The 22,886-nt window shown below is 56.7% G+C and carries 25 protein-coding genes; 17 read left to right on the top strand and 8 right to left on the bottom strand.

Annotated elements, in window-relative coordinates:
- Positions 1-83: 83 nt before the first annotated feature.
- A complete protein-coding gene (locus tag AC2AXP_RS00635) occupies positions 84-341 on the top strand; it encodes a hypothetical protein (RefSeq protein ID WP_004954805.1) in 258 nt (85 codons plus the stop codon).
- Between the two features lie 242 nt (positions 342-583).
- On the opposite strand, the gene AC2AXP_RS00640 is transcribed toward AC2AXP_RS00635, so the two are convergent.
- Positions 584-1,315, bottom strand: a complete 732-nt coding sequence (locus AC2AXP_RS00640; RefSeq protein ID WP_484381369.1) for a DUF2076 domain-containing protein — start codon at positions 1,313-1,315, stop codon at positions 584-586.
- A gap of 97 nt (positions 1,316-1,412) precedes the next feature.
- Positions 1,413-2,198 (bottom strand): helix-turn-helix transcriptional regulator, encoded by a 786-nt coding sequence (locus AC2AXP_RS00645; RefSeq protein WP_004954796.1) that lies wholly within the window; start codon positions 2,196-2,198, stop codon positions 1,413-1,415.
- A gap of 119 nt (positions 2,199-2,317) precedes the next feature.
- On the opposite strand from AC2AXP_RS00645, the gene AC2AXP_RS00650 reads away from it, so the two are divergent.
- Positions 2,318-3,088, top strand: a complete 771-nt coding sequence (locus AC2AXP_RS00650; protein ID WP_004954793.1) for a class I SAM-dependent methyltransferase — start codon at positions 2,318-2,320, stop codon at positions 3,086-3,088.
- Between the two features lie 58 nt (positions 3,089-3,146).
- Here AC2AXP_RS00650 and aqpZ read toward each other — a convergent pair whose 3' ends face one another.
- Complete coding sequence (gene aqpZ / locus AC2AXP_RS00655) at positions 3,147-3,842, bottom strand: aquaporin Z (protein ID WP_039991068.1); 696 nt, start codon at positions 3,840-3,842, stop codon at positions 3,147-3,149.
- Positions 3,843-4,286: 444 nt separating this feature from the next.
- Between aqpZ and AC2AXP_RS00660 the strand changes: the two genes are divergently transcribed.
- Positions 4,287-5,648: an esterase-like activity of phytase family protein gene (locus AC2AXP_RS00660; RefSeq protein WP_198773381.1), complete on the top strand. Its 1,362-nt coding sequence runs from the start codon at positions 4,287-4,289 to the stop codon at positions 5,646-5,648.
- A 62-nt stretch (positions 5,649-5,710) separates the two neighbouring features.
- Here the strand turns inward: AC2AXP_RS00660 and AC2AXP_RS00665 are convergent, their stop codons facing one another.
- Complete coding sequence (locus AC2AXP_RS00665) at positions 5,711-6,880, bottom strand: low temperature requirement protein A (protein WP_484381370.1); 1,170 nt, start codon at positions 6,878-6,880, stop codon at positions 5,711-5,713.
- Positions 6,881-7,183: 303 nt separating this feature from the next.
- On the opposite strand from AC2AXP_RS00665, the gene AC2AXP_RS00670 reads away from it, so the two are divergent.
- Positions 7,184-7,453, top strand: coding sequence for a YdgH/BhsA/McbA-like domain containing protein (locus AC2AXP_RS00670; protein ID WP_004954782.1), 270 nt, complete (start codon positions 7,184-7,186; stop codon positions 7,451-7,453).
- A gap of 152 nt (positions 7,454-7,605) precedes the next feature.
- Complete coding sequence (locus AC2AXP_RS00675; protein WP_004954779.1) at positions 7,606-8,163, top strand: class I SAM-dependent methyltransferase; 558 nt, start codon at positions 7,606-7,608, stop codon at positions 8,161-8,163.
- Here the strand turns inward: AC2AXP_RS00675 and AC2AXP_RS00680 are convergent.
- On the bottom strand, positions 8,160-8,621 hold the full coding sequence (locus AC2AXP_RS00680) for a GNAT family N-acetyltransferase (protein ID WP_039991066.1): 462 nt from the start codon (positions 8,619-8,621) through the stop codon (positions 8,160-8,162). The genes AC2AXP_RS00675 and AC2AXP_RS00680 overlap by 4 nt on opposite strands.
- 216 nt (positions 8,622-8,837) lie before the next feature.
- Here AC2AXP_RS00680 and AC2AXP_RS00685 point away from each other — a divergent pair, with 216 nt between their 5' ends.
- The 4 genes from AC2AXP_RS00685 (at position 8,838) to aroL (ending at position 13,342) form a co-directional block, all read left to right on the top strand.
- Entirely contained in the window at positions 8,838-9,953 is a 1,116-nt protein-coding gene (locus tag AC2AXP_RS00685; RefSeq protein WP_039992408.1) for an ABC transporter substrate-binding protein, read from the top strand.
- 34 nt (positions 9,954-9,987) lie between these two features.
- Positions 9,988-12,096, top strand: coding sequence for a TonB-dependent siderophore receptor (locus tag AC2AXP_RS00690; RefSeq protein WP_004954771.1), 2,109 nt, complete (start codon positions 9,988-9,990; stop codon positions 12,094-12,096).
- 86 nt (positions 12,097-12,182) lie between these two features.
- Positions 12,183-12,698: a GNAT family N-acetyltransferase gene (locus tag AC2AXP_RS00695; protein ID WP_004954768.1), complete on the top strand. Its 516-nt coding sequence runs from the start codon at positions 12,183-12,185 to the stop codon at positions 12,696-12,698.
- Between the two features lie 119 nt (positions 12,699-12,817).
- Positions 12,818-13,342, top strand: coding sequence for a shikimate kinase AroL (gene aroL / locus AC2AXP_RS00700; protein ID WP_004954764.1), 525 nt, complete (start codon positions 12,818-12,820; stop codon positions 13,340-13,342).
- 14 nt (positions 13,343-13,356) lie between these two features.
- Here aroL and AC2AXP_RS00705 read toward each other — a convergent pair whose 3' ends face one another.
- Positions 13,357-14,079: an AraC family transcriptional regulator gene (locus AC2AXP_RS00705; RefSeq protein ID WP_004954760.1), complete on the bottom strand. Its 723-nt coding sequence runs from the start codon at positions 14,077-14,079 to the stop codon at positions 13,357-13,359.
- Between the two features lie 102 nt (positions 14,080-14,181).
- On the opposite strand from AC2AXP_RS00705, the gene AC2AXP_RS00710 reads away from it, so the two are divergent.
- The 7 genes from AC2AXP_RS00710 (at position 14,182) to ppnP (ending at position 19,825) form a co-directional block, all read left to right on the top strand.
- Positions 14,182-14,580, top strand: a complete 399-nt coding sequence (locus AC2AXP_RS00710) for a nuclear transport factor 2 family protein (protein WP_004954757.1) — start codon at positions 14,182-14,184, stop codon at positions 14,578-14,580.
- A gap of 59 nt (positions 14,581-14,639) precedes the next feature.
- Positions 14,640-14,834 carry a YaiA family protein gene (locus AC2AXP_RS00715; RefSeq protein WP_039991064.1) on the top strand — a complete coding sequence of 65 codons (195 nt, stop codon included), beginning with the start codon at positions 14,640-14,642 and terminating at the stop codon, positions 14,832-14,834.
- 284 nt (positions 14,835-15,118) lie between these two features.
- A complete protein-coding gene (locus tag AC2AXP_RS00720) occupies positions 15,119-15,892 on the top strand; it encodes an IclR family transcriptional regulator (protein WP_198773376.1) in 774 nt (257 codons plus the stop codon).
- Between the two features lie 216 nt (positions 15,893-16,108).
- Positions 16,109-17,677, top strand: a complete 1,569-nt coding sequence (locus AC2AXP_RS00725) for an OPT/YSL family transporter (protein WP_484381371.1) — start codon at positions 16,109-16,111, stop codon at positions 17,675-17,677.
- A 36-nt stretch (positions 17,678-17,713) separates the two neighbouring features.
- Entirely contained in the window at positions 17,714-18,643 is a 930-nt protein-coding gene (locus AC2AXP_RS00730) for a DUF1177 domain-containing protein (protein WP_004954747.1), read from the top strand.
- Positions 18,644-18,645: 2 nt separating this feature from the next.
- Positions 18,646-19,323 carry an AroM family protein gene (locus AC2AXP_RS00735; protein ID WP_198773374.1) on the top strand — a complete coding sequence of 226 codons (678 nt, stop codon included), beginning with the start codon at positions 18,646-18,648 and terminating at the stop codon, positions 19,321-19,323.
- 211 nt (positions 19,324-19,534) lie between these two features.
- The gene (ppnP, locus tag AC2AXP_RS00740) at positions 19,535-19,825 is read left to right on the top strand and encodes a pyrimidine/purine nucleoside phosphorylase (RefSeq protein WP_004954742.1); all 291 of its coding nucleotides are present in this window, start codon (positions 19,535-19,537) and stop codon (positions 19,823-19,825) included.
- Between the two features lie 64 nt (positions 19,826-19,889).
- On the opposite strand, the gene rdgC is transcribed toward ppnP, so the two are convergent.
- Positions 19,890-20,801, bottom strand: coding sequence for a recombination-associated protein RdgC (gene rdgC, locus AC2AXP_RS00745; protein WP_004954739.1), 912 nt, complete (start codon positions 20,799-20,801; stop codon positions 19,890-19,892).
- Between the two features lie 174 nt (positions 20,802-20,975).
- Between rdgC and mak the strand changes: the two genes are divergently transcribed.
- Complete coding sequence (mak, locus tag AC2AXP_RS00750) at positions 20,976-21,884, top strand: fructokinase (RefSeq protein WP_198773373.1); 909 nt, start codon at positions 20,976-20,978, stop codon at positions 21,882-21,884.
- Between the two features lie 34 nt (positions 21,885-21,918).
- On the opposite strand, the gene licT is transcribed toward mak, so the two are convergent.
- A complete protein-coding gene (gene licT / locus AC2AXP_RS00755; protein WP_273868859.1) occupies positions 21,919-22,761 on the bottom strand; it encodes a BglG family transcription antiterminator LicT in 843 nt (280 codons plus the stop codon).
- Positions 22,762-22,886 lie beyond the last annotated feature (125 nt).

Raw genomic sequence — 22,886 nt, forward strand, 5'->3', positions numbered from 1 at the left:
TTTACTTTTTTTTACCGGCTAACTGCTTGAAATAGCACCGGTGCGCCCTCATATAATGGTCTGTTCGATAATAAGGAGAGCCCATGGGAATCAGCGAAGAAGAAAATATCCGCCGACTCAGCCAAGAGAAGAACGCCATTGGCAATATGGCAAAATGGGTAGCGATTGTTTCTGCCTGCTATTTTGTCTTGATGGTGTTTTATGGCCATCCCGTCGGCGTATTGACCATGTCCGGCGCTATCTGTCTGGTGGCGACCACCACCTGGCTGAAAAAACGTCGCAAGGTAAAAACCTACCGCCGGACGCTGGCAAAGATCGCGTCTGACGACACACCGCAGTAACCTTCAGTCATCCTGGTCAACGTCTGCTGCTGGTCAGCATGCGGTCTGGGGTGAACCGCCAAACTTTCATCTTTTCCATCGTCGATGTGCTCAACGCGTCAGATGACGCCTGGTCGAGTTATCCCTGCATGCGCAAACCTCGCCGTTGTGTCGCGCTGGTGATGCAATAGCGCCGCAGTTGATGCGCTGCGGCGGTAGGGGATTTCAGGTAAGTGCCACGATATCGTGCTGACAGCGGGGGATTAAATGAAGGAATCGTCGTCGTTAAAGCCGTCATCGTCGGCGAAATCAGCGAAATCGTCGTTCTGATAATCGGCATCCTGCAGGCCGCTGTTGCCCTGATTAAGAAAACTGCCGTCACCGTTATTGAATGTATCAAGATTGTTGGCAGTATCAATATTATCCATCGCGTTATCTTGCGGGGGTTCATTGATTATGTTCACTATCTCTTCCGGCTGAGAGTGGCGGAACATACCGGTCAGCATATCGGCCAGCACCACGCCACCGGCCACGCCGGCCGCGGTTTGCAGCGCGCCACCGAGGAAACTGCCAGCGCGTGACGGCGCCTGCGGTTGGGCATATGGCTGCTGCGGCGCATAGCTACCCTGAGTCGGGCTGTTCCAGCCGTTATTGGCGGGCTGTTGAGTCTGGTACGCTTCGCGCGTGGTGGCGGCCAGTCGGTTACCGCCGCCAAACAGACCGGCTAGAAAACCGCCGCTGCTCTGCTGGCTCGGGGCGTTTTGCTGGCGTTGCGCGAGCTGGTTTTCCAACTCTTTCACCCGCTGATCCAGCTGTTTTAGCGCTGCTTCCTGAATGATCATCGCCTGCGCCATATAGTAAGGCGCGGAAGGCTGCTCGCGGATGTGCTGGTTAATTTGCTGCTCAGCCTGACTATCCCGTTGGCTCGTCTGAGTCTCGGCTTGCTTTAAGCGGCTGAACAGACCATCAATAAGGCGTTGTTCTTCAGATTGCATAGGATTCTCTCAATAGGGTTTTGCCCTACCACCCTAGCGCGATTGCCCAAGCCAATAAATACGCCATAGGTAAACCTGTCTGCGAATTTGTTACCAATTACGGCAACGGCAGCAGCATCACCAGTTTCAGCACGTTGTTCTCCGCAGGGTTAAAGGTAACTTGCTGATAATACAGGCGGCCTTGCTGGGGATGCTCAAACAGCCGTTCCCCGCCTTCACGCGCCATTACGTCATGCTGCTGCCACCAATGGTTGAAGTCGTCGCTGTTACGCGTCATGTTGCGCACGAAGGCGCGCATCGGATCGGTTGCCTGATGGTGGCTGGTTTCGGCACGGAATTCCGCTACCACCCGGCGCGCGCGATGGTGCCAATCACTGACCAGCGTTTTCGCCAACGGGTGGAAAAACATAAAGTGCAGCAGATTGGGGGTCTTGGCCTGGCCGAGCCAGCCGGAAAACAGCGCTTGCGCGGGTTGATTCCATGCCAGCACGTTCCAGGTGATATCCAGCAGATAGCAGGGGACATTGACCTGATGCACGCTGTGCAAGACGGCGTCGTTGACGCTGTCTTGCTGGCGTTCCTGTTCCGGGTCGGCCACCCGTGCCAGCGTAAACAGATAATGGCGTTCGGCGTAGCCGAGCTTCAGCGCCTTGGCGATGCGCGCCAGCGTAAACGGTGATATCGAGACGTCTCGCCCCTGCTCAATCCAGGTATACCAGGTAGCGCTGATACCGCTGACCTGCGCCAATTCTTCCCGCCGCAGGCCGCTGGTACGGCGACGCGGGCTGCTGGGCAGGCCAATCATCTCTGGCGTGACGCGCTCACGGTGGGCGCGCAAGAACGCGCCAAGGGCCTTCGGGCCGGACAAATCATCAGTTTGCATAGGCTGGTACCGGTTGATACTAGGATAACTGCACATATTGTACCCGTATATGGTGCTGATTATAGTTGCCGAAAGCCATCCGGCATAGGCGTGAGCCGCACAATAATCAAGGAGCAACCATGAGCAATCACAACAGTCATCAAAATGCCGTCGATCGCCAGTTTGGTGAACAGGCCAATGCCTATCTGACCAGCGCGGTACACGCGCAGGGCAAGGATTTACAGCGTCTGAGTGCGTTACTGGCCGAGCACCCGCACGCCCGACTGCTGGATCTGGGCTGCGGTGCCGGCCATGCCAGCTTTACCGCCGCGGCGCAGGTAGCGCAGGTGGTGGCTTATGATTTGTCGGCGCAAATGCTGGAGGTGGTCACTCGAGCCGCCGACGAAAAAGGGTTGCAAAACGTGCAGGTGCAGCAGGGTATGGCGGAGGCGCTGCCGTTTGCCGACGCCAGTTTTGAGCTGGTGATCAGCCGTTATTCGGCGCACCATTGGCACGATGTTGGTCAGGCGTTGCGTGAAGTGAAGCGGGTATTGAAACCGGGCGGCACGGCGATTTTCATGGACGTGGTCTCACCGGGACACCCACTGCTGGATATCTATCTGCAAACCGTGGAAGCACTGCGTGATACGTCGCACGTACACAATTACGCGCCGGGAGAGTGGCTGCGTTTATTGACCGAAGCCGGGCTGGTGATTGATGCGGCAACCAGCGATCGGCTGGCGTTGGCATTTGACAGCTGGGTAGCGCGTATGCGTACGCCGCAGCATTTTGTCACCGCCATTCGCGCCTACCAGCAAAGCGTTTCTGACGAGGTTAAACAGCATTTCGCCATTCAGCAGGATGGCACCTTTACCTGCGACATTATGATGCTGGTCGCCAGAAAAGCGTAATCGCTGCAAAACGCAGGGCAACCGCCAGGGTTGCCCTGCAATAACAATCGCCTGCCGGTTACTTTTTCTCTTCCAGCAGGCAACGGTAAATCAGGCCGCCAACCACGCCGCCGATCAACGGCACCAGCCAGAACACCCACAGCTGTTGCAATGCCCAGGTGCCCTGGAAGATGGCCACGCCGGTGCTGCGCGCCGGGTTGACCGAGGTATTGGTCACCGGAATACTGATCAGGTGGATCAGCGTCAGAGCCAGACCAATCGCCAGAGGCGCAAAGCCGGCAGGGGCGCGATTATCCGTGGCACCATGAATGACAATCAGGAAGAAGGCGGTCAGCACCAATTCAATCACGATGGCGGCCTGCAGAGAATAGCCGCCCGGTGAATGCTCACCGTAACCGTTGGAAGCAAAACCGCCGCCGGTCACATCAAAGCCGGCCTTGCCGCTGGCAACCAGATAAAGTACCGCGGCTGCGGCAATACCGCCAATGACCTGAGCAATAACATACGGAATAACGTCTTTCGCCGGGAAGCGGCCGCCGGCAAATAAACCGACGGTAACGGCCGGGTTAAAATGCCCGCCGGAAATATGCCCTACGGCATACGCCATGGTTACCACGGTAAGACCGAAAGCGAGAGCGACACCGGCAAAACCAATGCCCAACTCAGGAAAAGCCGCGGCTAATACTGCGCTGCCACAACCACCAAACACCAACCAAAATGTGCCAAAAAATTCGGCAAAAAGTCGCTTTGACATAGACTCCATCCTACTGGATAAACTAACGGGCGTTAGCACTAAAAACTATAGAACACCTTTTTTATTTATTGCAGGTATCTTGAGAACTTTCTTAGTGCACCTGTGATTAGGGCGGTTATTAAATCCCTGTCGCCTTATTTTGTCCATGTGAAATGCGTTATTTTCATAATCTGGCGACTCATTGCGGTATTTTTTGCCAATCGGATCGGAATATTGCGCACGCGGCGAATTTAAAATGAGCAGGTGAAAAACGCGAAGGGCAGAAGATTAAAAATGCCATATGATTTTACCGTTCGATATTTAGTGGTTAATTGCTTATTTCTATTTGCCATTGGTTTGTTTTCAGTTATTTCAGTAGATTAAGCAACGCTGTCATCAAAACGTCATTTCTGATAATTACCCTGACAGCCGGCCGATCCTTTCCCATTACCGAGCTTAACTATCATGAGAAGAAAAACGCTTTTCCTGTTGTTGTCTGCGCTGTTCCCGCTGGCTGCCGGCGCGACAGAGATCGAGGTTGCGCGTTACGCCGTCAGTTTTCCCGCTGGCGAGCGCGTCAGTTACGCAGGGGCATTTACCAGCAACTTTCCACAGGGGCTGCCGGTTGGCGTTGGCTCCGGGCTGGTATTCAACGGCAGGCAGGGGAATGTGCTGCAATTGACTACCGTCACCGATCGTGGTCCGAATGCCGATGCGCCGACGGTAGGCAAGCAGGAAGCGAAAATCTTTGCCGTGCCGCAGTTTACGCCATTACTGATGGATATCCGCATCAGCGACGGTCAGGCGGTGGCCGGCAATGCGCGGCCGTTGCATGACGGCCAGGGGCCGATCGTCGGATTGCCGTTGCCGGCGGGCCTTATCGGCTCAACCAATGAGGTGGCGTTGAACGACCGGCTACAGACGCTGCCGAGCGATAAGCGCGGGCTGGATACCGAAGGCATCACGCCGGATGGTCATGGCGGCTATTGGTTATGCGATGAATACGGTCCGTTCCTGATCCACGTCGACAATAAAGGCAAGATTTTGGCCAAGTACGGTCCGCAGCCGCAACAGGGCGAGCAGGCGATAGCCGCTGGACTGCCGAATATTCTTAAATGGCGTCAGCCGAACCGCGGCTTCGAGGGCATTACGCGTCTGCCGGACGGCCGAATTCTGGCGGCGGTGCAGAGCACCCTCGACGTCGACGGCAAAACCAAAAACACGGCGCAGTTTACCCGTCTGGTGAGCGTTGACCCGGCCAGTGGCAAGACCGCGCAATATGGCTATCCGATTGATATCGATAGCTATAAAAAAGCCAAAGACGCCAAAATTGGCGATATCGTGGCGCTAGATAACCAGCGTATTTTGCTTATCGAGCAAGGTAGCGACAAAAACAAGCAGATGATCAACAAGATATATCTGGTTGATTTACGTCAGGCCAGCGATTTGACGGCGTTCGATGGCCAGGGTAAAGCGCTGGAATATGATGATGCCAAAGCGTTGGCCAGGCGCGGCGTGCAGCTGGCACAGAAACGCGAAGTGGCCGATCTGCGCAAGCTGGGCTGGCAGCAGGAAAAAGTGGAAGGTCTGGCGCTGATCGACCCTCGCACGCTGGCGGTGATCAATGACAATGATTTCGGCTTGCAGGCCAGGCTGGTGGATGCACAACCGAAGGCCAACAAGGTAGGCGATTACCAACGGAATGCGCAGGGCGGTCTGATGCTGGACGGCAAGGTGGTGCCGACGCGTATTGAACTGTTGCCGCTGGAAAAACCGCAATCGTTGAGCGAGCTGTGGGTACTGACGTTACCACAGCCGTTGATCTAGTCGCTCGGCAGTAACCACAGGCTCCGAGTGGAGCCTGTGGTCATTTGCGACGCTGCAGGCGGTCAGGCGTGAGCAGCATGTGGCGTGCGTCGGCGAGAAATGCTTTCCCAGATGGCGACTGCGAGTATTATCAGCGTGGTTAATCCATTGACCATCAACAGATCGGTCAGGTAGGCCAGCGGCGTCAGCACGACTAACGCCAGGATGCCTACCAGGTGCGACAGCGGGAAACGCCGATACACCAGCCGTTTGTATAGCCCGTTAGCGAACAGATAGACTGCCGGCCCGAGCAGCAGAACGGCGGCGGTAACCGAGGTAATACCTCCGTCGGGATGGGCGATAACCAGCTCGTTGGCGACGGCGCAAATGATGATAGCCCCAACCAACGCCACATGCACATAGTGGAAGTAGGCGCCTAGTTGGCCAGGATTTTCCGACTGACTGATGGCATGACTGCCGGCTTTGCTGCTGGTATCGAAATACACCCACCACATTGCCAGACTGCCGATAAACGCTACCAGCGATGCAATCAGGGTTGGCGCACTCCAGATGTCCATTTCGCTCAGCGTGGAGCCGGTAATCAGAATGGTTTCACCCAACGCGACAATCACAAACAGCTGACAGCGTTCGGCCAGGTGGTGGCCTTCAATCGTCCATTCACTGCCGCTGTCCGAGCGGCCGAGCAGCGGCAGGCGGAAGCCAAACATCGGCGAGATGTATTCGCACAATACGGCGATGGCCCATAGCAGCAGACGGGTATTGCCTTCGCTGAATCCCCCGGCCAGCCAGAAAAGCGCCGAAATGATCAGCCAGCCGAGTATGCGCTGGAAGTTTTTGCGTAACGCGTGCTGTTTCAGCAGCGCCAGCACCGCCAGCGTACGGCCCACCTGCAGCGTGATGTAGCAACCGGCAAATATCAGCCCACGCTCGCCAAACGCTTGCGGCAATGCGGAGGCGACAAAAAGCCCCAGTAGCATGATGGTAAATAACAGCAGGCGGATCTGGCGAGTATCCGGATTGAACCAGTTGGTGACCCAGGCGGTGTATTGCCATGCCAGCCAGATGGCAAACCACAGCAACAGGGTTTGCAGCGCGCCTGTCAGCGTCAGGTGATGCAACAAGTAGTGAGAGAGTTGCGTTACGGCAAATACATAGATCAGATCGAACAGCAGTTCGGAAAATGAAACCGAAGCGCCCTGGCCATTTCGTTCGCGCAGCAGGTTGGGGGTCATAAGTATCCCTGTTAAATGATAACCGTCAAAACAAGACTAGCTCAGATTTTTTTGTCCGGAGAACAAACCTGTTGCGGCACAATAAACGGTATCGACAGACATCGTGCTGTTATTTAAATAAAATTCCCCTCGCTACTGATGTGAATCTTTGACGGTAATCACCAGGTCATAATCACACGTACTTTCTCCTTATTTTACTCACAAAGATTGATGTTCTTTACGTTGCATGACGTCCGCTTTCACTGCTTGGCCAATAATTAACAACGTGATGTTAACAATAACCAACAATATTCGGAGTCCGTCATGAAACTTTATCCTTACATCGCAGCCGCCGTTATGGCAACCGCTTCATTTTCTTCTCTGGCCGCCACGCAGGTGGGTCACGATCGGGCCGCCAACCTGCAGAGCATCGGCGTGGTCTCGGTTTCCGGCATTGCCGGCTCCCCGGACGATGCCGTCAGTGCGCTGAAATCAAAAGCCACCGAACAGGGCGCCTCGTATTACCGTATTATCGGTTTGGATAATCCTGGTGATTCCAGCAGTTGGCGCGGTAATGCCGTTATTTACCGTTAACAACATCGATAATAAAAACATGGTCGCCAAGAAGGCGGCCATTTTTTTGCCGTTGCATTTTATTACAACTGTGTCTGCCGCTTTCGGAATTATGTTAACGATCTCGTTGGCATTTATGCGCACATTGGGAATCCCTAACGCAGGAGTCTCCAATGATAAACGCGACACGGTTACAACTGAAAAATCACTTTGCCTATCTACAGCAGTTTGTGGCGTCCCCACGCACCGTTGGCACGCTGGCACCGTCTTCCCCCTGGCTTTGCCAGGCGATGCTGAACCAGATTGAATGGACCCGTGCGTTGACCATTGCAGAATTGGGCGCGGCTGATGGCGTGCTGACCAAACGAATTCTCGGGCGCATACGCGCCGATGCCGACGTGGATGCCTATGAAATTCAGCCCAACTTTGTGCACCAGCTGCGGCAGATCGATGCGCCGCGCCTGCGGGTGATGGCACAATCGGCAGAACGGCTGGAGCGCGATTATGACGTTATTTTTTCATGTCTGCCGCTGTTGTCGATGCCGCTTAAAATCAGCATGCGCATCTTGCAGCAGGCGCAGGAACGGCTGCGAACCCGCGATGGGACGCTGGTATTGTTCCAGTACAGCCATTTGTCGGAAAAATTGCTGTCGCGTTATTTTCATTGGAAAAAGCAGCGGGTGGTGCGTAACTTCCCTCCTGCGCTGGTCTATGTCTGCACCCCACGTTAGAGGCGCTTTTCCATTACCACCACCTGGTCGCCGTACTGTTGACGGCGTTCAATGGTGCGCCAGCCCCAGGCGGCGTACAACGCTTCGCATTTATCGGTGAGCAGGTGCAATAGCGGATGGCCCCCGCGCTGCGCCAACTCAAGCACCGCCTGCTCAAGCCGCCGGGCGATACCCTGTCGGCGGTGATCGGGATGAACGAACACCCCGGCCAGCCACGGCGTGAGATCGCGGCGGTGATGGTCGTCGCTTGGCCACAGGCTGGCCATGGCCAGCGGGCGCTGCTCATCTATCATCATTAGCGTGAAATGGTCTGCGCTGGACTGGCTGCACAGGGCGTAGCGCTGACGCGCGCCTTCCAGCGAGCCGCCGCGTTGACTGCCCCATTGGCCAAAAGCCCAGGCGGCGCAAACATCGGCATACTGTGGATAATCACTGAGAAATACGATTTGTTGGCTCATCTTTCCTCCAGAGTCACTTATCGCCATTTAGCCGTTTTTCAGCGCGCCGCGCGACCGATTTTTTTACTTTATAAAGCACATTTTTCCCGCGTTATCGCCGTTTTGCGGCTAAAACGGGGAAATTACGCTGTTTCACTGCGCAGAACCTTATTGTGATTGAATACGATAATGAGAGTGATTATCATGCGCAAACCTTTTGCCGTTTTGTTGCCCCCCATGCGTAAATTCCCCGCTTTGCTGGTACTTTCTCTGTTTTTCGTCGTGTTTTCGCTACAGGCGAAGACGGTCACCGACATGCTTGGCCGCACGGTGACGGTGCCGGACAACCCGCAGCGCATCGTGCTGGGGGAGAGCCGTATGCTGTATACGCTGGCGCTGCTGGAGCCAGGTAATCCGGCGCAGCGCATCGTCGGCTGGCCGCAGGATCTGGCGCGCTATGATGCGCAAAGCTGGCAGATTTACAGTCAGGCCTTTCCGCAAATCAAGACCATACCGGTCATCGGCGCGGGCAATTTCCGTCAGATAAATGCCGAAAACCTGATCCCGCTACGGCCGGATCTGGTGATTCTGGCGCGCTATGCCCGTGAAGACGGCGATCGGCAGTCGCTGGTCAATGCGTTAAGCAAGGCGGGGATCCCGGTCATTTATATCGATTTGCGTATCGACCTGTTGCACAACACGGTGCCAAGCGTGCGTCTGCTGGGTGAAGTGCTGAATCGACAACGGCGCGCCGCGGATTTCATCGCCTTTTATCAACAGCATATGGCGGTGGTGCGCGACCGGCTGGCGGCTTATTCCGGCACGAAACCCAAAGTGATGTTGCACCTGCACCTTGGCCGGCGTGAAACCTGCTGCACGACGGCCGCTCATGGCAACCTGGGGGATTTGGTCACCTTTGCCGGCGGCGACAATATTGCCAACGCCAGCATCAAGGGGGTTTATGGCGAACTGAACCCGGAAACCGCGCTGACCGCCAACCCTGACGTCTATATCGCCACCGGTATGGCTGGGGCGCAGGGCAAACGCTATTCCGACCTGCTGCTTGGGCCGCAGATGACTCAGCGGCAGGCCGATGACAGTTTTCGCCGGCTGATCGATCAACAGCCGCTGCTGGCCCAGCTCGGCGCGGTAAAAAACCTGCATGCCTGGAGCCTCTGGCACAATTTCTATCTCAGCCCCTACCATGTGGTGGCGGTTGAAATGCTCGCCAAAGCGTTTTATCCGGATCTGTTTGCCGACATCAACCCGCAACAGACCTTCCAACAGCTGTATCAGCAATTCTTGCCAATACCATTTTCAGGGACCTATTGGAGTCAGTTAACTCGTGAATAATAACAAATACATTCGCCGTATTAATACGAAGCGAATGATGTGGAGCGCCTGCGTGCTACCGCTAGCGGCTGGCGTCAGCGTTGCCCGTGCGGCCGAAACCACCGCCGACAAGCAGGAAAATATCGTGGTGGTCGGTACCCGTTCGGTTAACGGCGTTGAAAGCTATCAACCGCTGACCAGCGTGACTGGCACCCGCAGCGAAACCAGCCTGCTCAACGTGCCGCAGGCGGTGGACGTGGTGCCAAAGCAGGTGCTGGTCGATCAGGCGGTCGGCAGTCTGGATGAGGCGTTGTACAACGTCAGCGGCATTACCCAGACCAACACGCTGGGCGGCACCCAGGACGCGGTGATGAAGCGCGGCTTCGGCGATAACCGCGACGGCTCGATCTTGCGCGACGGTGTGCGATCGATCCAGGCACGCAACTTCACGCCGACCACCGAACGGGTCGAAGTGCTCAAGGGGCCGGCGTCGATGCTGTACGGCATGGGCGAACCCGGCGGGATGATCAACATGATCGGCAAAAAGCCGCAGTTGCAGCAACATACTCACGTTGAGGGCTGGGGCAGCAGCTTCAATGGCGGCGGCGGGCAACTGGACGTGACCGGGCCGCTCGGCACCTCCGGCTTTGCCTACCGGATGATTGTCGATCACGACGAAACGGACTACTGGCGCAACTTTGGCCGCAATCGCCAGACGGTGATTGCGCCATCGTTGATGTGGTACGGCGAAAACACCACCGTGCGGTTGGCGTATGAGCATATGGAATACCTGACGCCGTTCGATCGGGGCACCATTATCGATTCGCGCACCGGTAAACCGGTAAACACCCCGCGTGATCGTCGCTTTGATGAAAGCTACAACGCCACGCGCGGCGATCAGGACAGCGTCACCCTGCAAATCGAGCAGGTGCTGAACGAGCGCTGGAAAAGCGCCTTCACGTATGCCTATAACCGCAACAGCTACAGCGATAATCAGGCGCGCGCCACCGCGCTGAACCCGGAAACCGGCGCGTTGACGCGTCAGGCCGACGCTACCGCCGATGCGGTCAGCCATGCCAATGCGCTGCAATTGACCCTGAACGGCGACGTTGACTGGGGCCACGTCAACCATCAACTGCTGTTCGGCTTTGATTTTGAAGACAGTCGCACCTACCGTGGCGATATGATTCGCGGCAGCAAGAACAGCGATTTCAATATTTATAATCCGGTTTATGGCCAAATGCCGGCGTCCACCGCCGTCAGCGCCAAGGACAGCGATCAACGCGAGAATATCACCAGTTACGGCTGGTTCATGCAGGATTCCATCCAACTGACCGACAAATGGTTGGTGATGGGCGGACTGCGTTACGACAGCTTCGACGTCTTCGCCGGCAAAGGGCGGCCGTTTGTTACCAATACCGACAGTTCGGACAGCAAGCTGGTACCGCGCGGCGGCGTGGTCTACAAAGTGACGCCGTACCTATCGCTATACGGCAGCTACACCGAGTCGTTCAAACCCAACTCCTCTATCGCTACGCAGATTGGCTCTTTGCCGCCGGAGCAGGGCAAAGCCTGGGAAGTGGGCAGCAAGGTCGAGTTACCCAATGGCATTACCGGAACGCTGGCGCTGTTCGACATCACCAAACGCAACGTGATGGTCAGCCAACTGGTGGACGGTGAAACCGTTACCCGCACCGCCGGGCGCGTGCGCTCGCAGGGCGTGGAGCTGGACGTAGCCGGCAATATCAGCGAAAACCTCAGCGTGATCGGTTCATATGCCTATACCGATGCGCGGGTGGTGGACGATCCGGACAACAAAGGCAAGGAAATGACCAATGTGGCACGCCATACCGCCTCACTGTTCCTGACGCAGAACCTGGGCTCTCCGGGGTTGTACAGCGGCGATCAGATGCGTATCGGCGCTGGCGCGCGCTACGTTGGCCGTCGGCCAGGCGATGCTGCCAACAGCTTCTATCTGGATCATTACACGGTGGCTGATGCGTTTGCCGCCTATACCATGCCGGTGAACGGTTATCGGGTGAAATGGCAACTCAACGTCAAGAACCTGTTCGATAAAACCTATTATCCTTCCAGCGGTGGCGACCTGCGCATCGCCGTGGGGGAGCCACGCGAAGTGGTACTGCGCGCCAGCGTCGACTTTTAACCCCGGCCACTGGCCGCTGCGGCGGCCGGTTTCTGCCGCGGGATAAATCTGGTTAAATAGCCGGCCGCAGCGTTAAAGGAGCCACCATGAGCCTGAACATCCGACTCGCGCAGTCGTCAGATATCGCGCAACTGATCGCCGTTGAACGCTCGGCGGCCACGCTGTTTCGCCAATTGCCGCAGTGGGCATTTATTGCCGACGCCGAAGGCATGCCGGCGGAGCGACACGCCGAGTTTATTGCTCGCCAGCATCAATGGTTGGCGCAAGACGGTGCGCAGATCGTGGGATTTGTCGCCGTCCAGCCGCATGACGCCAACTGGCATATCGCCGAGTTGTCGGTGGCCGCGGCACATCAGCGGCGCGGGATAGGACGTCAGTTGCTGGCCCATCTGATCGACCAGGCGCGGCTGGCCGGGGTGACCCAGCTGACGCTGACCACGTTCCGCACCGTGCCGTGGAACGCGCCGTATTACCGTTCGCTAGGTTTCGAGATCCTGGCGACGCATGAGCTATCCGAGGCATTGCGCAGTCAGATGGCGGGTGAAGCCGAGCACGGTTTGCCGCTGGGCAGCCGTTGTGCCATGAAATTTACACTATCGTAAAGATTGAAATACATGACGTTGGCGGTATGATGCAGCAACAACGCCTTCGTGAACATGACGCGCCATAGCCTGCGCGCGTAACAGATACAATCAACGTCACCGGACAAGGGACACCCATAATGACACAAACCATTTTCATGGTAGGCGCTCGTGGAGCCGGTAAAACCACCGTTGGGCGGGCACTGGCGCAGGCGCTGGGCTTTGGCTTTATCGATACCGATCTGTTTATGCAACAGGCTGCGCAGATGAGCGTGGCGGAAATGGTCGAGCAGGAGGGTTGGCTGGGCTTTCGCCGCCGTGAAACCATCGCGCTGCAGGATGTTACTCAGCCGTCAACCATTGTTGCCACCGGTGGCGGTGCGATCCTGGCGGAGGAGAACCGCCGCTTTATGCAGCAGCATGGCACGGTGATCTATCTGCGCTCCCCGGCCAGGGTATTGGCACAGCGGCTGGAGGGATCCCCCGACGATACCCAGCGACCGACTTTGACCGGTCGGCCGATTGCCGAAGAAATGTTGGAGGTGCTGGCGGCGCGTGAAGCGCTTTACCAGGATGCGGCACATCACGTGCTCGACGGTACTGGCGATCCGCAACAGGTGGTAGCGCAAATTCTCGGCGTACTGCAACGGGAAACGGTTAAGTAACCGCGCTGGGTGTCTCAACGAAAGTACATGCCCGGCGTCACGCCAAAGCGTTGGCGAAACGCCGCGATATAGGCGCTGACATTGTCATAGCCGACATCGGCGGCCACCGCAGCGATCGGTTCGCCGCGCGACAGGGCTTCCAGCGAACGAATCACCCGCGCCTGCTGTCGCCAGCGGGCAAAGCCAATGCCGGTCTGCGTGACAAACAGACGACTCAGGTTACGCACGCTCAGCCCGGCCCAACTGGCCCATTCATCCTGTCGGCGCGCATTGGCCGGATCGTCAAGCAGCGCCCGGGCGATTTTCAGCAGCCGGGCATCCTGCGGTAACGGCAGTTGCAGCGCTTGCTGCTGCTCCCCCTGCATTTCATCGAACAGTACCTGCAACATGCGCCGCTGTGCGCCGGTCAGCGTAGCGACCGGGAAACCGGCGATGCGCTCCACCAGCGCCTGTACCAGCGCACTGGCCTGTATCAGCTGTGGCCGTGGTGGCAATTTGCCGCACAGCGCCAGCGGTAGGTAAAGACTCCAGCCCGCCACGTTGCCGCAGGCTTGCGCCTGATGTCGGCACTGTGGTGGCAGCCAGCCGATGCTGCCGCTGGTCATCGCCCATTGCTGACGTTCGGTTTCCATCGCCATCATACCTTGGGTCAGCAGGTAAATTTGCCCGTGCGGATGCTGATGCCACGGCGTCAGGTGTTGCTTGGGATGCAGTAAACGTTCGCTGTGTAATTGCATTTTTTTGGCCGTTTAACGTTAGATTTGGTCCTGCTGTGGTTATTATGCCAGCCGCCGTCGGGGGTATGATTGGTGGCTTAACCCAGTCTAACGGAGTATGCCATGAATACCTCTACCCCTTCAGAAATCGTGGTTCGCGCTTTGCAGCAGGTGGTTGCCAGCCCGGAACATCACCCTGCGGTTATTGCCGACTTTTTCAGCCAGGACTACCAGCAGCAGGTGGATGGCCATACCTTGGATTATGCGCAGTTCGTGCAGCATATGGCGTTGCTGAAGCAGCAGACGCGCAGTATGCGGCTAAACGTGTTGGCGCTGGCGGAACAGGGCGAAACGGTGCTGACCCACCACCGGGTGGTGGTGGAGAAATGCGATGGCCGCCGCTGCGAGGTGCAGGTGTTGGCCCATTTTACGCTCCGTGCCGGACGCATCGTGCGCTGCGATGAGCTGACACATTTGCTGTCGGGCGATAGCGCCGATCGCGACTTGGGGGGGCGCCACTGACTGACGCAACGCGGTGATTGTCTATACTTAACGACAGGTTAATCACACAGGAGAGCGATATGCCACAGAAACCTCCCTATCCGAGACAAGCTCGTATCGTTGCGATCGACAAGGGCGAGCAGGGCAGTCAGGTTCGCTGGTATGAATTGCGTGCGGATTTTCCAAAGCCCGATACGCTGATCAGTGAGCATGAGACGGAACAGGAAGCCAAAGATGCCAAACGGCGTTACGAGGATAAAGCATTAGGCGAATAAGTCGCCTGCTGTTTTGCAGAACCGGCATTTGCCGGTTCATTTTATTGCTTGGCTAACGCAATAAATCAGTACGATCCTCTGCTTATATCGCTTATCAGCGCATATCCCCAGCTATCCAGTCGCAATATTTGCGCGATCTTTGATGAATTTTATTTTCAGCAGCATCATTCGCTATAAATCAACTGCGCGGAAAATAACAAACTGCTTGACGATAAACTGTGCGAGTTTTAGTTTTCTAATTATCGAACAGGAACCAGGTTCCATATAGTGGAACAGGAAGCGCAATGACGACGTTAGAAAATGCCGCAGCGGTACTAAAACTGTTTTCTCGACAGCACATGACGCATGGCCAGCCGGGTATTTCTTTCAGCGACGTCGTCCAACAGCTGGCATTACCAAAAAGTACCGTTTCTCGGCTGCTGCAAACCATGGAAAACCAGGGGATGCTTGAGCGTGATGCGCAAAACCGCATGTATAAAATCGGCCGGCTGTTACTGACGGTAAGCAGTCATTACCTGTCGACGCCGATGGTCGACAACGCTGCGGCTGGTATGGTGCAGCTCAGTGGCTTGACCAGCTGTACCGGCTATATTTCGATGCTGGACGGCAGCGAAATCGTCGTGATGCGCGTATTTCCCGGGCGGCACTTTTTGCAGGTGGTGACGCCGGTCGGCAGCCGCTCGCCGGCGGCGGAAACCTCGGTTGGCCGGGCGCTGCTGGCGCGTGAAGACGACGATCAGGTGGCCGAGCGCTTTGCCGCCGGCTATCGGGTGGCGTCGCCCAATGCGCCACAAACGCTGGCGGCACTGCTGCAAAAATTAGCGCAGATCCGCCAGCAAGGCTGGTCGTTGGCGCGTAATGAAACCTTGCAGGGCATTAGCTCGCTGGCGACCACGGTGACCAACAAGCATCGCAGCGAAACCGTCGGGCTGTGTTTGTCTTTCCCGACCCAGAGCGTCGAACAGCCATTCGCCGCCGAGGTATTATTAGAATTAATGACCGTTTCACGGCAATTGGCAGAAAAGCTCGGTGATGATTATTGGCGTCAGATCCCATAGCGCGTCGAGTAGGCCTTTTTCCGTTACCCTAAATCATTGGCGCCAATACCAGGGAATTTGCCAACGATTTAATGATTAAAATAATACGTATATTTGTTGGGCCGGTAATAACGGAATTAAATCGCTCGCAGTTCCATATATTGGAACTGCGACGGTGCCTTATTGCCATAAATATCTCTTTTCGCTGTTGCAGGGTTATTCAGGGGAAATGACGTAATGAAGCCAAATACCACAATCAATCCGTTGCGGGATATCGGCACGCTGTTGGTGATGGTGGCGCTGTCGGTGATTGGCGCAATTATCGGCGTGCAGCTTATTACCACGCTCGGCGTGACGCCGAATACCTCGATTATCGGCGCGCTGCTGGCCATGCTGCTGGCGCGTCTTCCGTTGCAATTCCTCCAGCGCTATCGTTCGGTGCATACGCAGAATCTGGCACAGACGGTGATCTCTTCCGCCACTTTCGGCGCGGCTAACAGCTTGCTGATGCCGATTGCCGTGCCCTATGTCATGGGGCAACCGCAGCTGATTCTGCCAATGTTCTGCGGCGTGGCGGCCGCGATGCTGCTGGACGCCTATCTGTTATACCGCCTGTTCGATACCAAAGTGTTCCCGGCCGCCAATGCCTGGCCGCCGGGCGTGGCGGCGGCGGAAGCCATCAAGGCCGGTGACCGGGGCGGCAAACAGGCTTGGTTGCTGGTGGTCGGCGTAGCGATCGGCATTGCCGGCTCGATGCTGAAGATCCCGATGGCGGCGTTTGGCACCGCGTTTATCGGCAATATCTGGGCGCTGAGCATGTTCGGTGTGGGTCTATTGCTGCGCGCCTATGCCGAACCGGTGGCCGGCGTTGATATCAATGCGCTGTATATTCCGCACGGCGTGATGGTAGGCGCCGGGCTGGTGGCGTTGATCCAGGTGATCCAGGTGATTCGCAACAAGCGTCTCGACGCCGGCTCCAGCCACACGCAGCCGGATAGCGAGGTGCGCAAGGCGCTGGGCCTCGGCGCGGTGGGCTACGTGGCGATCGCCGCGCTGCTGGCGCTGGCGGGTGGATTGTACAGCGAAATGTCACTGACCCTGCTGGTGCTGTTTGTGATTTATGCCGCCTTTGCCGCCTTTGTGCATGAATTGATTGTCGGCATTGCGGCGATGCACTCCGGCTGGTTCCCGGCGTTTGCCGTGGCGCTGATAACCCTGATTATCGGCATTTTGATCGGTTTCCCGCCGTTGGCGCTGTGTATTCTGACCGGCTTCACCGCCGCAACCGGGCCGGCGTTTGCGGATATGGGCTTCGATCTCAAGGCCGGTTTTATCCTGCGCGGGCATGGCAAAGACCTGCAGCAGGAGCTGTTGGGGCGGCGTATTCAATTGGGCGCGGCGTTGATTGCCTTTGTGGTGGCCATTCCGGTGGTGTACTTCTCCTACAGCAGCTATTTCTTGCAGGATCTGGTGCCGCCGGTGGCGCGGGTGTATGCCAAAACCATCGAGGCCGGTGCCCAGCCAGGGATCGCCTGGAGCCTGCTGGTATGGGCGATTCCGGGCGCCATCGTACAGTGGATCGGCGGGCCGAAGCGCCAGCTTGGCGTACTGTTGGCCACCGGCTTGCTGATCAACAACGCATTGGCCGGCTGGGCGGTGATCGTCGGGATCGCGCTGCGCATCCTGATTATCAAGCGCTGGGGAGACAAAGGCCGTACGCCGATGGAAATCATGGCCGCCGGTTTTATTGCCGGCGACGCCCTGTACAGCTTCTTTAACTCGCTGTTTTCCAGCAAGGGTAAATAACTCGCCCGTTACATCACTAGGTGAAAGGTTGACATTATGAGCTTGCAACAAACCCTACAGGTTTTTGAATTAATTGATAATGCTTTCGTCAGCGGCCAGGACGTGGTCGATCTGTTTGCCGGCTATCCCGGCGTTACGGCTACCACCCGACGCGCCAGCGGGCCGAAAGGCTCGACCGACTTCGTACGTATCGACATCCCCGGCAGCGCCGGCAAGAGCCAGGGAGGCGATGCGCCAACCCTGGGTATTGTCGGGCGTTTGGGGGGCATTGGCGCCCGGCCGACGCGCATTGGGCTGGTTTCCGACGGCGACGGCGCGATTGCCGCCATCAGCAGCGCGTTGAAGCTGGCCGAGATGCAGCGCAAGGGCGATGTGCTGGCGGGCGACGTGGTGGTTACCACCCATATTTGTCCGAATGCACCGACCCGGCCGCACGATCCGGTGGATTTTATGGATTCGCCGATCGATGACGTCACGATGAACGACAATGAAGTGGTGGCGCAAGCCGATGCGATCCTGTCGATCGATACCACCAAGGGCAACCGTATTATCAATCACAAGGGCTATGCGTTGTCGCCAACGGTGAAAGAGGGCTATATCCTGCGGGTTGCGGAAGATCTGCTGCGTATTATGGAAATGACCAGCGGTCGCCCGGCGGTGACCTTCCCGATCACCACGCAGGACATTACGCCATACGGCAACGGCGTACACCATCTCAACAGCATTCTGCAACCGTCGACCGCCACTGGCGCACCGGTGGTCGGCGTGGCGATTTGCAGCGAATCGGTGGTGCCTGGCTGCGGTACCGGCGCCAGCCATGAAGTGGACATTGCGTTGACCGTCAAGTTTGCGGTGGAGGTGGCGAAGGAATTTGGCCGCGGAACCTGCCGTTTTTATGACGTCGATGAATATGCCCGGCTACTGTCGCTGTACGGTAGCCTGAGCCACCTGCAAACAAGGAAATAATCATGAGCGCTTCGTTTGCCACCCTGACTATCGGCCAGGCGCCGCGCAGTGACATCATGCCGCTGCTTTCTGCCTACCTGCCCGAATCCTCGACGACGCACATTGGGCTGTTGGATGGCCTGACTGCGGATCAGGTGGCGGCGCGTTATGCTCCGCAGCCGGGAGAGAAACGGCTGGTGACGCGCTTGCTGGACGGTTCACAGGTCACACTGGCAGCAGCGCGTGTGGAGCAGGGGCTGCAGCAGAAGATCCGCGAGCTGGAACAACGGGGGTGTGAGGTGATCCTGCTGCTGTGCACCGGCGAGTTTGGCCATTTGCAGGCCGAACAGGCGCTATTGCTGGAGCCGGATCGCATCATCCCCCCGCTGATCGCCGCGATTGTCAGCCAACATCGGGTGGGCATTGTGGTTCCGGTGGCGGAGCAAATCAACGAACAGGCCGGAAAATGGCAGCAGTTGGCGACGCCGCCGTGCTTTGCCGTTGCCAGCCCCTATCTGGCCGACGAGGCGCGGCTGGAACAGGCGGCCAACGCCTTGCAGCAGCAGGGGGCCGAGGTGGTGGTGCTGGATTGTATTGGCTATCACCAGCGGCACCGGGACTTTCTGCAGGCCCGGCTGGATATTCCGGTATTGCTGTCCAACGTACTGGTCGCCAAGCTGGCGGCAGAGCTAATTGACTGATTCAAAAAATAATAAAATCGCATTCTATCATCCGTCCGGGGCCGTCAGGCCCCGTTTTTTCATCTCGGGCCACAGGCTTTGTCGAGCGGTTTGCCAATCACAGCATTTTCCTCTGCGCAGCGATCGCATTTCACGTTGAAAACCAGTGACAGCATAGGCGCGATGCCCCAATATGGTTGTTCCACAAAGATAATTACGCGGGTGCAAGTCTATGCTGAATGTGAATGAGTATTTTGCCGGAAAAGTAAAATCAATCGGTTTCGACAGTAGCAGCATCGGTCGTACCAGCGTCGGAGTGATGGAAGAAGGGGAATATACCTTTGGCACCGCCCAGCCGGAAGAAATGACGGTGATTACCGGTGCGCTGAAGGTGCTGTTGCCGGGGGCGCCGGACTGGCAGGTGTTTATGCCTGGCGAGAAGTTTTTTGTGCCGGGGCACAGTGAGTTCAACGTGCAGGTTGCCGACGCGACGGCCTATCTGTGCCGTTACTTGAGTAAATAAACCCGCAATCAATGGCAAGGGGCTCGCGATGCAGAGCCCCTGAGTGCCGTTCCTTCAGGTCGGATTAACGCTGCGCTTCACCGCCCAGTGCTTCAATGGTGTTCTGAATCAACGCCGCCAGCTCGCTGGTCATCAAAATAAAATCGGCGTCGAAGCGTTGAGCGAAGTCATCGCGATCGATATCGTCGTTCTGCTCACGCAGCGCGTCGGCGAACTTCAGGCGTTTTAGCGAACCGTCGTCAGCAATCACCAACTGAATACGCTCTTGCCAGTCCACGGCCAGCTTGGTGACCAGTTTACCGGCTTCGATATGCACCGCGATTTCATCGCTGATCAGGTTCTGCTTCTTGCAACGGATCACTCCGCCGTCTTCCAGAATGGCTTTTAACTCGGCTTCATCCTGAATGATAAACCCGGCTGGCAGTTCACCAGAGCGCACCCACTCGGTCAGCGTCAGCTCAATCGGACTTTCCATGGTCAGCGGTACCACCGGCAGAGAACCCAGGCTCTTGCGCAGCAGCGCCAGAGTATCTTCGGCACGTTTGGCGCTGGCGGCATCAACCATGATCAGACCGTTGACGGTATCGATCCACATATAGGTCTGATTGAAGCGGCTGAATGCGCGCGGCAACAGGCTGTGCAGCACTTCGTCCTTCAGCGCGTCTTTTTCTGTTTTCTTCAGCTTGCGGTGCTGTTCGCCTTCCAGTTTGTCGATTTTTGCCTGCAATTCCTGCTTGATAACCGGCGAAGGCAGAATTTTTTCTTCCTTGCGGGCACAGATCACGATCTGGCCGTTGATCGCATGCGTCAATGCATCACTGTGTGAGCCCATTGGGGAGACCCAGCCGGTTTTCGCCATATCCTGGCTGCCGCACGGCGTAAAGGAAAACGCGCCAAGCTGTTTTTCCATTTCATCCGCGTTTAGCGCAACCTCGCGGCTTAAACGGTAAACCATCAAATTCTTAAACCACAGCATAAAGTTATCCCTGGCTGGGCGTGCTTTCCGCACGCTGATTCATCAAAAGCAGGGCGGCATGATACCCAATTGACGCTGAAAAATCGCCTCATTCCTCTGATTTGCGTGCGCGCAGCTATTGCGGCACACTCGGCGCAATACGATAAATGTCAGCAGCGCATTGAGGAGAAAATCGTGCGGATTGGTATCGATTTGGGTGGAACAAAAGTTGAAGTGATTGCTTTGGCGAACGACGGGCGCGAGCTGTTTCGTCACCGTATCGCCACGCCGCGAGATGATTATCAACAAACGTTGCGGGCGATAACCGGGCTGGTCAAAATGGCCGAAGACCACACCGGCGAACAGGGTTCGGTGGGCGTTGGCATTCCCGGAACGCTGTCGCCGTTTACCGGGCTGGTGAAAAACTCCAACTCGACCTGGCTCAACGGTACGCGATTGGATAAAGATCTGTCTGCGATGTTGCAGCGTGACGTCAGGCTGGCCAATGACGCCAACTGTCTGGCGGTTTCCGAGGCCACCGACGGCGCCGGCGCCGGCCAGAAAGTGGTGTTTGCGGTGATTGTCGGTACCGGCTGCGGGGCTGGCGTGGCGATTAACGGCCAGGTGCATGCTGGCGGTAACGGTATTTCCGGCGAGTGGGGGCATAACCCGCTGCCGTGGCTGGATGATGATGAACTGCGCTATCGCGCTGAAGTGCCGTGTTATTGCGGTAAGCAGGGCTGCATCGAAACCTTTATATCGGGAACCGGCTTCGCCACCGACTATGCGCGTCTGAGTGGGCAGTCGCTGACGGGGCAGCAAATCATGGCGCTGGCCGAGCAGCAGGATGCGTTGGCGGAACGGGCGATCGCCCGCTATGAAATGCGTCTGGCCAAGTCGCTGGCACAGGCGATCAACCTGTTCGACCCGGACGCTATCGTCCTGGGGGGCGGCATGAGCAACGTGGAACGGCTGTATCAAACCGTACCGCAGTTGGTAAAACCCTGGGTATTCGGCGGCGAATGTGAAACGCCGATCCGCAAGGCGATGCATGGCGATTCCAGCGGCGTGCGCGGCGCAGCCTGGCTGTGGCCGCAACGGTAATCGGGCGTTGGGGGAAGGGCCAGCCCTTTGCCGGTTATGTGCCGCTGATTTCGCTGCGTACCCGTTCAATATGAATGGTCAGAAACATCATCTCTTCACCGGTCAACTGATGCTGATAATTGGCTGCAATATGCTGATTGATTTTCCCGGCACAGGCAAATGACTCGCGGTATTTGGCTTTGACCAGCTGATACAGCGAGTCGTCCTCGCTGTCGACGTAGTTGCTGCCGAGCAGGCGTTGAGCGAAGAATTTCAAATGCGTCACAAACCGGTGGTAACTGAGCGCATCCTCATTGTAATCAAAGCGGAAATGGTATTTGACGATATTCAGTATTTCCTGCATTACGCGGGTGATATGCAAGGTGTTTTTCATTTCGTCGTTAAGCTGCGCATTCACCAGATGTAGGGCGATAAAGCCGGCTTCGTCCTCTGGTAGCTCGGCGTTTAACCTTTGCGCGATCAGCGCCAGCGCCTCTAGCCCGACGGCAAACTCGGCAGGGTAGAGTTTTTTGATTTCCCACAGCAGGACGTTGCGAATGTCCAGCCCCTGCGCATGGCGTTGCAGCGCGAAATGAATGTGATCGGTCAGCGTGATATAAACGATGTTGTGCAGTTTGCCCTGCAGGCGCTGGCGGGCCAGGCTGATGATCTTGTCGGCAGTCGTGATGCAGGTCAGCGGAATTTCAGCCAACAGCGCCTGGTAACGTTCGGTCATCGCGCTGCCGTTGGGGGTGAACACTTTTTCGATCAGGCTTTCATCCAGCCTGTCGCCGATGTTCTTTTTAAAGCCGATCCCTCGCCCCATCACCACCGTTTCTTGTTGGCGATCGTCGAGCGTAATAACGACGTTGTTATTGAGTATTTTCTCTATTTTCATGCATTTTCCGCCGTTACAGACCGTTAAAAAACAAAAAACCTGACGTCCAAGAGCATCCTGGAGGTCAGGTTTTGCCTGCATGCGCAGTAACAATCCTACTGCCAGTCATGATAAACGTTCTTACT

The organism is Serratia sp. Sp408 (assembly GCF_057180665.1).